Raw genomic sequence first — 12,863 nt, forward strand, 5'->3', positions numbered from 1 at the left:
CGAGTGCTTCCACAACTGCCGGAGGTCGTCGCCGTGGATGTACTCCATGGCGATGAAGAAGGAATCGTCCTGGGCGCCCAGGTCGAAAATCTGCACGACGTTGGGGTGGTTGAGCCGGGCGGCGATGCGCGCTTCGTCCAGGAACATCTTGACGAAGTCGTCGTTCTCCGCGAGGTGCGGGAGGATCCGCTTGACCACCACCCGCTTGTCCAGCTCGGCCCCTTGGGGCCGCGCAAGATAGATCTGCGCCATCCCGCCCGTGGCGAGACGTTTCAGGAGCTGGTACCTGCCATAGGTTTCGATGGACACGGCGACCTGACCGGCCCCCGGACAACCACACTCAAAGTGGCCCCGAGTTCCGGGCGCGGGAAGGACCCGAGCGTAAGCGCACCGGGAAGGAGGGTCAAACCCCCAAGCGACCCGGAAACCGCCTTTGTGGCTATCTCCGGGCGGCCCGCACCTCGCGGGTCTCCCGCATCAGCACTTCCAGCTCGTCCAGATGCCGCTTCAGCACCGGCATCAGGACTGGGGCCACATCCACCCGGTCGAACAGGTCCAGGACGCGGTCCACCTTCCGCTCGATCTCCCCCGCCCGCGCCGGGCTGATCCGCCGCAGCAGCAGGTCCGCCCCCGCCTCCATCAGCACCCGGGCCACGGCGTCCCGGGAAGCGAGCGGCTCCTCCTTCCGCCGCTGCCCCTCCCCCGGATGACGCGCAGTCCCGGTGCCTTGGGAGCGGGCCGGGCGGTGCGCGTCGTCGGAGCATCGAAGTCTTGGGAGTTCACCGGGTGCCTCCTCGGCATCTGCAGGTACGACCTCAGGGTACACACCGCGAGGTGACCTCCAATTTTCTGGTCATCCGCACAGGCGGAAGCAGACCTGTAGCACCGGGGACTGACACCGCCGTCGAGGGCCGGATGAACGGCCCTTCGACGGCGTTACAACGGGGCGCTACATCGCGTCACAGGAGCGCCGGTAGTTGATGGAGATGCGCGTGCCCGCCGGAGGCACCACGTCGAACACCACGCTGTTGGTGGCGTCGTCGTAGGTCCAGCCGGAGGTGGACGGCGTGCCATTCACCGTCACCGTCACCGAGCCCGGCTCCGGCATGTCGCTCAGCGGGAAGCGCTCCTGAGCGGAGAAGGCCTTGTCCCCCACCGCCTGCAGCAGGGGCCGGTAGTCCTCCGCGCAGACGTTCAGCACCTCGCCGCCCGTCCGCGCGGTGGCCTGGGCGTACCGAGGCCCGGCGCCACCCGCCGTGGCGCAGCCCTCCGGGGGCGGAGCGATGGCGTAGAAGGTCGCGCGCTGGGGCTGGTTCTGCCCCTTGAGCTGCTGGGCCCAGTCCACGTAGGTGTCCACCGCGTCGGGTGAATGGTCGTCCTCGTCGCTGACGAAGAGCACCACCAGCGCGGCCTCCTCGCGGAGGAAGCCCGCGTTGCCGTCGTTCGGCAGCGGCGTGCGCGGGTCATCCGCGCTGTTCACCAGCGGCCGGGACAGCGCGCGGCGCATCGCCTCGAAGCCCTGCTCCACCTCCGCGCACCGGCCCACCTGCACGTTCTGCTGGAGCTGCTGCGCCAGGTTCGGCGTCGCGTTCGTGAGGATGCGCGGCAGCGAATTGTCCACCGGGAAGAACCGGCCCGCCTCGCCGCCCTCCGCGCCGCCCGGGCACGCGTTCATCGGGTCCGGCTGCGACACCGGCTGGATGCCCGTCGTCGTGACGGCCACGTTCAGACTCACGCCCCGGTCCAACGCCGTCTGCACGAAGGTGGGAATCGCGTCCACCAGCCGCGGGTGCTCCACCGCCATGGACGCCGTGTTGTCCACCACCAGCAACACGTCCACCTTGCTGACGTCCTGCTGCACGAAGGTGTCCGTGCGCTCCACGCGCATCGACGACTCACCCACGAGCGGCACCATCAGCGGCGCCGGCAAATCACTGGAGCCCACGTACAGCGGCGACAGGTTCATGCCCGACACCAGCCCGAGGTACTCCACGCCCACGGTGAATGCCTCGTTGGGTGGCAGCACGAAGGGAATGGGGTCCGGCAGCTCCGTCAGGCCGAACTCCGAATCCGTGGTGCCGGGGCCAATCCACACGTCGCTCACCGTCACCGGCGCGGCGCAGGCGTTGAGGAAGTTCACCTCCATGGGCTCGGCGGGGCAGTCCGGCCGGGCCACGCCCCAGTCCATGTAGCGGCGCGACGCCACCAGGCACACCGCCTGGGTGTTGGCCACCAGCGGAACCAGCAGCACCGGGTTGGCCGGCTGCATCTGCTCGATTTGAACGGTGCCCGTGAAGGTGCCACCCGCCACCGGCGCCATGAAGGCCACCTGGAAGCTGAACCAGTCGCCCGGGTACATGATGCCGCCGTAGAGGTCCCCGCCCGGCAGGGTGAACACGCCGCCGGCGTCATCCCGCAGGCGGATGTTCTTCACCGGGCACAGGTCCGCGCCGCGGTTCTCCAGCTTGAGGCCCAGCACCGCGCCCTGCCCGGGCGGAATGGTGCCGAAGTCCAGCGCCTCGGGCGTCAGCGTGAGCTCGCAGGGCGCGTGCGCCTCCGTGTTGCCACGGAAGTCCATCTGCACCGTGGCGGCGGAGAAGGCGTTGGTGGTCATCACCAGCGAGCCCTCGGCCGCGCGCAGCTCGGTGGGCTCGTAGAACACCTCCAGGTTGACCTCACCGCCCGGCGGCAGCGTCACCGGCAGCGCCAGTGGCGTGTGGTTGAACTGGGCCGCCCCACCCTGCGGCGGCAGCCACTCCAACGTGTTGATGGTGAGCCCGCCCTCATTGGACGCGCCGCAGTTCTTCACGTTGATGATGACGCGAACCTTCGCGCCCAGGGGCTGCGTGCCAAAGTCGTAGAACGACGGGGACACGCACAGCTCCGGCGCGCCGCCGTAACCACGCAGCTCCACGGGCGTCGTCGGGTGACGGCGGCTCTCCACGTGGTACAGCGCGGTGTCCTGCGCCGCGCCCTGATGGTCCGGGCTGTAGCGGATGGTGAAGGTGCGGACCTCGCCCGGCTGAAGCACCAGGGGGAAGCCCACGTTGTGCTGCGTGAAGGACGCGTTGCGGCCCTCCAACGTCAACTGCGTCACCGTCACCGGCTCGGTGCTGATGTTGCGGATGCTCGACTCGAGCACCGCGTTGCGGTCCACCGGCACCGCGCCGAAGTCCAGCACGGGGGGCTCGGCCACCACCGCGCGCTCCAGCGCCTCGGCGGCCACCTGCACCGTCACGTCCGCGCAGCCGCGGCACGGCGACACCGCCAGCGCCACCTGCTTGCGGCCCACGCGCACGGGGCTGAACGTCACCGGCAGCTCGCGGCTCTCACCGGGCGCCAGCGTCACCGCCTCCACGCTGAACTCGTCGCGGTCCGCGCCCACCAGCCGCGGGGACACCTCCACGGGCAGCTCCGTGGGGTTCTCCAGCCGCAGGGGCAGCGTCTTCGTGGCGTCCGCCTCGATGCGGCCGAAGTCCAGCCGCCGCGGCGACACGCGCGCCCAAGCGTCCACGCCATGCCCCGTCAGGGGAATGCGCAGCAAGGGCTCGATGCGTGTATCCGAGCGCACCACCAACATCGCCGGCTGCGCGCCCTCCGCGGGCGGCGCGAAGCGAACGCGGAGCGAGCACGCGCTCCCCGGCTGGAGGCTGTGAGGCCCCTCATGGGTGAACTCGGCGCGGTAGGAGCCCTCCGGCCCCTCCACCCAGACCTCGTTCACGTCGACCGGTGCCCGTCCCACGTTGCGCAGCGAAATCTCCGCCTCGCGCGCATCGAAGATGGCCACCTTCTGGAAGTCGACGCCACCGGGCGTCGCCGTCAGCCGTCCGTCCGCGAGCGTCGAACGTTCGCGATCCGCACACCCCGCGAGCAGCCCCACCACCGCGAGGGCCAACCAGCCCCAGCGCCCCGTCATGGCCCACCCCTTCCCCGTCACCATCGGCCTTGGCCGCCAAATGCCTCACGTGAGGCAGGGCGGAAGCAACGGTGGCGAAGCTAGGCACCCACTCCAGGGTGGGCAACCAGCCACACGTGGGAAAGCCCGTGCCCAGGGGTCAGCGACTGTCCGGTATCAAATCTTCGGGATTCGCAGTGTCTTGCTGATCATCGCGCTGCCGCTGGCCACGTACATCAGGGCCAGGGGGTGCAGCGTCAACGGCCCCAGCCGCCACACCCCACCCCACAGGTCCGGACCGATGCGGCCCGCCCACGTCACCGCCGCCAGCACCATCACCAGCGCCAGGCTGGTGGGGATGGGCGTGCCCTCGAAGTACTTCACCTTGCCCGTCCCGTCGGACAGGTCCGCGGAGGTGACATTGAAGCGCGCCAGCCGGCTGATGCCACACGCCACGAAGTAGAGCAGCGCCGCGACGTCCAACGAGCCGCGCATCCCCACCGCGAAGGCCAGCGCCGCCGGGGCCATGCCGAAGGAGATGACGTCCGCCAGGGAGTCCAGGTCCGCCCCCAGAGGGGACTTCTTGAAGCGCCAGCGGGCGATGCGGCCGTCCATGACGTCCATCACCAACGCCACCGGCATCAGGCCAAAGGCCACCCACAGCCAGTCCACGTCCCCCGAGGCCAGGTACTGCATGGCCGCCAGGATGGCGCCCGCCCCCGCGAAGCCGTTGCCCAGCGTCACGAAGTCAGCGAGCACGAACGTGCGAATCATCGAGAAGTGGCGGCGCGGGCGACGGGCACGGGGCTGCTCTGTCGACATATGCGCATTGTCCTACCACACCCCTCATGCGTCACTGGAAGCTCGTTCTTGCCACAGTGCGTTGTGTCCGCGGGTGCGAGTCACACTCGCGTTTCAGAAAGCTTTTGACGGTGTGATCGACCGCTCCCTACGCTCCGCGCTGTCATGCACTCGAAAATCTCCTCGCCCCTTCGGCGCGGTGTGTTCCAAAAAACTCGGAACAACCGCTGGCAGCTCACCCTCGCCGCAAGCCTGAGCCTGGTGCTCACCACTGCGTGCGGCGACGACGACGATTCCGGCGTCGTGCCCGAACCCACCACCCCCGCGTACGAAGTCACCATCCGCCGCACCGCCCACGGCGTGCCGCACATCACCGGCAAGGACATGGGCAGCGTGGCCTACGGCAACGGCTACGCCTTCGCCCAGGACCACGTCTGCATCCTGTCGGATCAGATCCTGAAGGTGCGCGGTGAGCGCGCGCGCTTCATGGGCATGGGCCCCGGCAGCACCTATGCGGGCAGCGACTACGCGTACCGCGCGCTGGGACTCCACGAGCGCGCCACGACGCAGCTCTCCCGGCAGTCCGCGAACCTCCAGGCCATGCTCAAGGGCTACGCCGCGGGCTTCAACCGCTATATCGAGGAGACGCCGAAGGCGCAGCTCCCCGCGCCCTGCACCAACGCCGCGTGGGTACGCCCCATCACCGACGTGGACCTGCTCGCCTACGCATACAGCGTGGCGCTCACGGGCAGCAGCTACCAGCTCGTCCTCGCCATCGCCGCGGCGACGCCGCCCAACGTGACGGCCTCCGGCGTGCCGGACCGGGACTACGTCAAGGTCCAGCGGCCCGACCTCAGCCAGGTGGGCAGCAACGGCTGGGCCATTGGCCGCGAGCGCTCCGCCACCGGCCACGGCATGGTGGTGGCCAACCCGCACTTCCCCTGGGAGGGCGAGCTCAAGCTGTGGGAGAGCCACCTCACCGTCCCCGGCCAGCTCGACGTGTACGGCGTGGGCCTGCTGGGCGTGCCCGCGGTGCTCATCGGCTTCAACAAGGACATCGCCTGGACGCACACCTTCTCGTCCGGCCAGCGCATGACGCTGTACGGACTCCAACTGGTGCCGGGCAAGCCGACCTCATACATGTATGACGGCGAAGAGCGGGAGATGACCTGGAAGGACATCACCATCCTGGTGCGCCTGGACAACGGCACGCTCGTCAACGTCCCCCGCCGCATCTACTTCAGCCACTACGGCCCCATCATCTCCATCCCCGGCATGGCCGAGTGGACCCAGCAGACGGTGCTCACCTACCGCGACGCCAACCTGGAGAACAACTCACTGCTGGCGCAGTTCCTGGGCATGAACCAGGCGACCAGCATGGCGGACTTCAAGAGCGTCTACGAGCGCGAGCAGGGCATCCCCTGGGTCAACACCATGGCGGCGGACCGCGAGGGCAACACCTGGTACACGGACGCCACGCCCACGGCCAACCTGTCGCCGGTGGCGCTGGCGACGTGGAACGCGGCCCGTCAGGGGCTCGACCCGGCCACCACCCTCATCTGGCAGCAGATGGGCCTGGTGCTGCTCGACGGCAGCAACTCGCAGAACGAGTGGCAGGACGAAGCGGGCGCGCGCAGCCCGGGCCTGGTGCCCTTCAGCAAGGTGCCCAAGCTGGACCGCACCGACTTCGTGTTCAACGCCAATGACAGCTACTGGCTGGCCAACCCCGCCGCGCCGCTCACGGGCTTCTCGCCCCTGCACGGCCTGGAGGGCGTGCCCCAGTCGCCGCGCACGCGCCTCAACGCGGTGATGCTCACCGAGGTCCGCGAGGGCGGCGCGTCCGGCGCGGACGGCCTGTTCACCCGGCAGGAGCTGGAGACGGCCATCCTCAACAACCGGGGCATGATGGCGGAGCTGCTCCTCGACGGCGTCATCGAGCGCTGCACGGGCCAGACGACGGTGCCCTACCAGAACGGCACCGTGGACATCAGCCAGGCCTGCGCGCTGCTCGCCGAGTGGGACCGCCGCTTCGACGTGGACAGCGTGGGCGCCATCGTCTGGCGCGAGTTCACCGGCGCGTACACCATGCCGCAGTTGTCGGGCGGCCCGACGCTGTACGCCACGGACTTCGACGTGACCCACCCCATCACCACGCCGCACACGCTGGCCCCCGCGCCGGCCGAGGGCGCCGACCCGGTCCTCACCAACCTGGCCCGCGCCGTGAGCACGCTGACGGCGGCCGGCCTGGCGCTGGACCTGCCCCTGGGCGAGGCGCAGTACACCACCCGCGTGCGCGGCGAGCGCATCCCCATCCACGGCGGCGGCAACTATGACGGCGCGGCGAACATCGTGAACTTCGGCAACCTGAAGTCCACCACGCCGAACGCGGACTACAACAGCCTCACGCGCGGCGCCGTCATCAACTCGCGCACCGCGCTGAGCCAGGGCGGCTACGTCATCAACAGCGGCAGCAGCTTCATCATGGCCATGGAGTTCACGCCGAGCGGCGTGCAGGCCAGCGCCCTGCTGACGTACAGCGAGTCCAGCAACCCGGCGTCGCCGTACTACGCGGACCAGACGCGGCTGTTCTCCCAGAAGCAGTGGCGGCCCATCCTCTTCACCCCCGAAGAGATTGCCGCCGCGCCGGCCGAGCAGATTTCGCTCACCGGCAACTGATGTCCCGTCCGGCCCCCGATGCGTCGGGGGCCGGACACCCCATGGCCCGGCGGGGCAGTGTTCCGCCGGAGATGTCCGCCCCGCAGTCCGATTCCTTCCGCCGCCAGCTCGCGCGCCAATGGGCGTGCAGACCGCCAGGCACCGTCGTTCGTTCCTGGCGAAGGGGGCACCGGGATTTCCCGGTGGAATCACCGCAGGCGCAGGGGGACATCATGGCTACACCCGTCTACAAGACCGCCGTCATCGGCAGAGTGTTCTTCCTTCGTTGGGAATCGCCGCCCAACCAGGAGGACATCCATGCCGTGTTTCATCAAATGAAGGGCACGTACGAGCAGCTCCAGCATCCGCTCGTCCTCGTCGCCAGCCTTTCGCCGAAGTCGGCCGTGCCCAACTCCGAGCAGCGGCGCAACCTGTCCACCTTCCATTCGGACGCGCGCCCGCTCTTCACGGAGATTCACGCCATCGTCGAAGGCAATGAACTGCAATACAACCTTCAGCGCGTCATCATCTCCGGCATCAACCTGGTGACTCGGACCTTCGACGAGGCCTTCCACCGCGTCCACAAACACGCGGACCTGGTCGCGCCCTACATCGGCAAGAGCCTGAGCGTGGACGGCGTGAAGGTCATCGAAGAAGCCCGCGCGCGCGGCGTCGTCTGAGCCCGGGCCTGGGGGGCCGCCCTCAACGCGGAGGCGGTCCTCCGGCCACCTGCGGCGCGGCCGGCTGGGACGCCGGCGCGGCGCGGCCCCGGACGAGGCAGTGGTCGAAGAAGTCCACGTAGAGGTACTCCGGCCACGACACCATCGCCCGGGGCCCGTGCATCACCGCGCGCACCAGCTCCGTCACCATCATCCCCGCGGCGCTGGTGGCGCCCACGACGCAGGTGGGCGCGTGGCCCCGGCCCTGGTAGCACGCGTCCATGTACTCGCGGAGCATGTAGCTGCCCAGGTGCGGGATGATGGCCGGCAAGTCAATGCGGCCGTCCGGCAGCATGTAGAGCGTTTCATACAGCGGCGCGTCCGGCTGGAAGACGTGCAACGCCGCGCCGAAGCCCAGCATCAGCCCCGTCATCACCGGGACGCCGCGCTGGCGGCACGCGCGGTGGAGCACCTCCTTCTCCCGCGCCCCCGCGATGTCGATGACCTCCACCACGTAGTCCACCGGTGGCAATCCGCGCCCACCGTCGAGCACCGCTTCGACATTCTCCGCGGTGATGCCCTCGGACACCTGACGCAGCCGCAGCGACGGGTGGATGTCCAGACACATGCGCCCCACCACCTCCACCTTGGCGCGGCCCAACGTGCTTTCGAAACAGCCCACCTGACGGTTCATGTTGTGGCGCTCATAGACGTCGAAATCCGCCAACGTCACGCCGCCAAAACCCAGCCGCGCCAGGTCCACCGCGCACTGGCCTCCCGCGCCGCCCACGCCCGCGACCAACACATGCGTCTGTGCGAGCTTGTCCAGCGTCACCTCATCCACCACGCCCAGATTGCGCTGGAATCGCTGCTCGACCATGGGCCCTCCCGCGTTGGCGCCAGCCTTCCATCTGCGCCCCACCCCGGAGGGTGGCGAGAGCCCCATGGGGCGTGTGTTCAACAACCCTCCCACGTCACCTGGTGCCGTCTGGACCCGGGCAATCCGCCCCCACTGAAGTACTAATCCACTCTTGCTCGTTCTACGTGGCTGTGGTCATTTGCCTGCGTTCGTCGCCATTTCCTCTCAGCCCCTGCCGGTTTTCCTTGGAGTCGCAAGGTGACCGCACCGGTGACGCGCGGGCTTCAGCAGTGAAGCAGTCGCGGAAGTGAGCCACCGACCAGGGGATGTCAGAGGTTCGATCCAGAGTGGCCTTCACTCATGAAGTCCCTACCTGGAGAACACTCCAGGAGTTACAGGGGTTTAGGGATTGGCGTGGAATCTGCTCAGAGGGCGACACGCCAGGGGAGTCATGGGCCGGCGGTAACTCGACTCCCCCGTACCCCTTCAGTCGATCCGAGGTCCGTATGCGTTCCGTGTTCTTCCTTTGTGTTTCGTTGGCATGTCTGTCGTTGGCAGCACCGGTGGAAGCGGCCCCTTCCGATGACATGCGACGTGCTGTCTCACGCGCCGCGGCCCAGCAGGGAGCGGTGCTCCTGGAAACGGATGGAGCGGCCCACGCGGCCTTCCTGGGTTCCAGCAATCCGGGAGCGCGTGAGCGAGAAATCCTCTTCGGCAACGTGGCCCACTACCGCTACCGCCTGCAGGTGGGGCCCGGCGTGAATGACGTCATCACGGTGCACCGCGTGGTGAAGGAGACCGGTCCGTGGTGGCCGGCGCGCGCGTCGCGGGCGGTGTTCATGGTGCATGGCGACGGGTGGGGCTTCGAGGCCGCGTTCCTCTCCAGCATCGGCTCGGCGTTCGTCCCGCCGCAGCAGTCGCTCGCCGCGTACCTGGCCCAGGAGGGCGTGGACGTGTGGGGCATTGACTTGCGCTGGGCGGGGGTCCCCGCGGACACGCAGGACTTCCGCTTCATGAAGTCCTGGACGCTGGACACGCACGCGTCGGACGTGGGCGTGGGCCTGGGCCTCGCGAAGCTGATGCGGCTGTCGGGCGGCAACCTGTTTGGCTCCATGCACCTGCTGGGCTGGAGCCGGGGCGCGGTGGTGAGCTACGCCTACCTCAACCGCGAGGCACGGCTGCCGCGCGCGCTGCGCCAGGTGGATGGCTTCATCCCCATGGACATGGCGGTGCGCTTCGCTCCGCAGGACTCGCAGCAGCGGCAGTGGGCCTGTGAGCGTTACGCGGCGCTGAGCGCGGCGCGCAAGGCGGGCCAGTTGGAAGGCGGCCTGCTGGGCCCGGCCCCCGGCATCATGCTGCAGGCCATTGGCATGTTCGCCGCCCAGGCGCCCGCCGCCCCGTCGCCGCTGGTGCAGGACGACATCTTCGGGCCGGGCACGGGCCGCCCCTCCAACCGGAAGCTCGCCATCGTCGCCGCGGGCGCGACGTCCGTGCTCTTCGCGCCGCTGCAGCCCATCGTCCCGGCCTATCACCTGCTGGGCAGCACCCCGGACGCGTTCGGCCTGCCCGAGCAGCTCACCTTCACGCAGGAGGGCTACCTCTTCGAGTTCGGCCAGCGGGCCGCGCCGTACCAGAGCATCAACGAAGTGGTGGAGACGGAGGCGTGGGCCTGCGGCAACAACAACGTGTCCTTCGACGACCGCCTGCACGACGTGAAGGTGCCCGTGCTCTACGTGGGCGCCGCGGGCGGCGTGGGCCGCTACGGTGAGCACAGCGTGTCGCTGCTGGGCAGCCGCGACGTCACCATCCAGATCGCCAGCGCGCTGCCGGGGCCGGCGCGCGCCCTGGACTATGGCCACGCGGACCTCTTCCTCGCGGAGGATGCCCGCGTGCGCGTCTGGAAGCCCATGCTCCAGTGGATTCGCACCCACTGAGGCCCTCAAGCCTAGTCGTCCGCCTTCCACAACCCGTGGCGCCGCGCCCTCCGGCCCAGCGTCACGGGGTCCATGCCCAGCGCCACGGCCGCGCGACGCAGCACGCCTCCGTGGCGCTCCAGCGCCTCGCGGATGAACTCCCGCTCCACCCGCTCCAGCCGCGCGCGCAGCGAGCCATCACCGTTGGGCTCGTTGCGCAGGGCCAGGGTGGCGCCCACGGACGGTGGCAGCAGCCGCCGTGACACCACCTCGCCGGGGCGGGAGAGCAGCACCGAGCGCTCCATCACGTTGCGCAGCTCCCGCACGTTGCCCGGCCAGGCGTAGGCCCGCAGCGCGTCCTCGGTGTCCGGCGAGATGCCACTGGCGGAGCGGCGGAGCGTGCGGTTGAACAGCTCCAGGAAGTAGAGCGCCAGCTCCGGCACGTCCTCGGGCCTGTCCCGCAGCGGGGGGATGTCCACGGTGAAGCTGTTGAGCCGGTAGAACAGGTCCGCGCGGAACCGGCCGGCGCGCACCTCCTCCCCCAGGTCCTTGTTGCTGGCGGCCACCACGCGCACGTCCACGTGGCGCACCTGCGTGCCACCCACGGGCCGCACGTCGCCCGTCTCCAGCACGCGCAGCAGCTTCGCCTGGAGGTTGGGGGTGGTGTTCTCGATTTCGTCCAGGAAGATGGTGCCGCCATTGGCGAGCACGAAGAGGCCCGGGTGGTCCGCCACCGCGCCGGTGAACGCGCCCTTCACGTGGCCGAACAGCTCGCTCTCCAGCAGCGTCTCCGACAAGGCGCCGCAGTCCTGCACCACGAGCGGCACGTCCCCCCGGCCACTGAGCCGGTGGAGGATGCGCGCCAGCACTTCCTTACCCGTGCCCGTCTCGCCCTGGAGCAGCACGGCCACGCGGTGAGGCGCCACCAGGCGCACCAGCTCCATCACCCGGTGCATGGCGGCGCTGCGGAACCCCACTTCCTCACTGCCACGGCCGCCCGGGGCCGCGGGCAAGGCCTGGGACAGCGCCCGCTCCCGCAGCAGGCTGCGCTCCAGCTCCAGCGCCAGGCGCCACTGCTCGGTGCGCACGCCATGCTCGCGCCCCGCTTGCAGCACGGCCTGGTGCAGGGCCTCACGCGTGGGCGCGGGCCCCAGCGCGCGGAAGATGCGGCCGGCGTTGAAGAGCGCCACCACCCGGTCCGGCGCGGCCGGCGCGCAGTAGACGATTCGCGACGCCAGGTCGCTGGGCGGGCCCGCGCCCGAAGGGTCCGCGTCCGCGCGCCGGGCGGCCAGCGACTCCACCAGCGCGAGCGCCTGCTCCTCGTCCTGTCCACACACCACCAGGCAGGCCGCGTCGCCCCGGGTCACCAGCGCGTGGGCCTCCGCCGGAATGGCGGCGAAGTGGAGCTTGGCCACGCCCTCCAGCGCGGCGCTCACCAGGCGCTGCTCCTGCTCCGTCGCGAAGGCCACCACCACCTGGAGGTGGGACGAGGCCAGGTAGCGCGCCAGCTTCACGCCATCCGAATCCTCGAAGGCACGGAAGCTCACGCCCAGCGCCGCCACCGCCCCGGCCGCGTCATGCCGCCAGCGCACCAGCCCGCGCACGCGGATGTGCTCACCCGAATCCGGCAGCGAGAACGACAGCTCCACGTCCTCGCCCTCGTGGGGGCCTTCGGAGGCGGTGTGCGGCGTGGCGATGAGCCCGATGCCCGTCTCGCTGATGTTGACGGCCCAGCACCCATGAAGGGCGGGCTGCATCGCCACCTTCACGTACAACGGCTTGCGTTCGCTTCGAGGGGCGTAGGCGGACACAGGCCGCGTCATGAGCACCACAGTCTACTTGAGGGATGAAGCGACGCTGACAATTTGCGGCGCGAGAAGATTCGCCAGCCATCACTCGCCCGGCATGTAGGTGCAAGTCATGAACGACGCCGGGGGACGCTATCAACAAGCCAGGGCGGCCGTCTTGGGTCCGGTGACGCGCTTCGCCCCGGGGGGCCCTTGGCGCGTGGAGCCGCCGGATTCCGGGGCAAGCCCGGGAGCGAGCCCGCCCCCCGCCGGCCACGAGACTCCGTGCTCCCC

General features: G+C 69.7%; 8 protein-coding genes and 1 pseudogene. 3 read left to right on the top strand and 6 right to left on the bottom strand.

Going from position 1 to position 12,863, the window contains the following annotated elements; translation table 11 throughout:
- Window positions 1-63: 63 nt before the first annotated feature.
- The 4 genes and pseudogenes from A176_RS40715 to A176_RS19805 all read right to left on the bottom strand — a co-directional run.
- Window positions 64-252: pseudogene (locus A176_RS40715) on the bottom strand (serine/threonine protein kinase); the annotation flags it as partial.
- 187 nt (window positions 253-439) lie between these two features.
- Entirely contained in the window at window positions 440-826 is a 387-nt protein-coding gene (locus tag A176_RS19795; RefSeq protein ID WP_226993929.1) for a hypothetical protein, read from the bottom strand.
- Window positions 827-949: 123 nt separating this feature from the next.
- On the bottom strand, window positions 950-3,916 hold the full coding sequence (locus A176_RS19800; RefSeq protein WP_002635075.1) for a choice-of-anchor D domain-containing protein: 2,967 nt from the start codon (window positions 3,914-3,916) through the stop codon (window positions 950-952).
- 156 nt (window positions 3,917-4,072) lie between these two features.
- Window positions 4,073-4,717 carry a CDP-alcohol phosphatidyltransferase family protein gene (locus A176_RS19805; protein WP_002635074.1) on the bottom strand — a complete coding sequence of 215 codons (645 nt, stop codon included), beginning with the start codon at window positions 4,715-4,717 and terminating at the stop codon, window positions 4,073-4,075.
- Window positions 4,718-4,999: 282 nt separating this feature from the next.
- Between A176_RS19805 and A176_RS19810 the strand changes: the two genes are divergently transcribed.
- Both A176_RS19810 and A176_RS19815 read left to right on the top strand, forming a co-directional pair.
- Window positions 5,000-7,372: a penicillin acylase family protein gene (locus A176_RS19810; protein WP_226993930.1), complete on the top strand. Its 2,373-nt coding sequence runs from the start codon at window positions 5,000-5,002 to the stop codon at window positions 7,370-7,372.
- A 212-nt stretch (window positions 7,373-7,584) separates the two neighbouring features.
- A complete protein-coding gene (locus A176_RS19815; protein WP_044890108.1) occupies window positions 7,585-8,031 on the top strand; it encodes a hypothetical protein in 447 nt (148 codons plus the stop codon).
- A 22-nt stretch (window positions 8,032-8,053) separates the two neighbouring features.
- Here the strand turns inward: A176_RS19815 and A176_RS19820 are convergent, their stop codons facing one another.
- Window positions 8,054-8,890, bottom strand: a complete 837-nt coding sequence (locus A176_RS19820) for a ThiF family adenylyltransferase (RefSeq protein WP_002635071.1) — start codon at window positions 8,888-8,890, stop codon at window positions 8,054-8,056.
- Window positions 8,891-9,456: 566 nt separating this feature from the next.
- On the opposite strand from A176_RS19820, the gene A176_RS19825 reads away from it, so the two are divergent.
- Window positions 9,457-10,803: an alpha/beta fold hydrolase gene (locus A176_RS19825; RefSeq protein ID WP_226993931.1), complete on the top strand. Its 1,347-nt coding sequence runs from the start codon at window positions 9,457-9,459 to the stop codon at window positions 10,801-10,803.
- A gap of 11 nt (window positions 10,804-10,814) precedes the next feature.
- Here A176_RS19825 and A176_RS19830 read toward each other — a convergent pair whose 3' ends face one another.
- Complete coding sequence (locus A176_RS19830) at window positions 10,815-12,605, bottom strand: sigma 54-interacting transcriptional regulator (RefSeq protein WP_193409797.1); 1,791 nt, start codon at window positions 12,603-12,605, stop codon at window positions 10,815-10,817.
- Between the last annotated feature and the right edge of the window lie 258 nt (window positions 12,606-12,863).

It is taken from the genome of Myxococcus hansupus (assembly GCF_000280925.3).
Lineage (GTDB): Bacteria > Myxococcota > Myxococcia > Myxococcales > Myxococcaceae > Myxococcus > Myxococcus hansupus.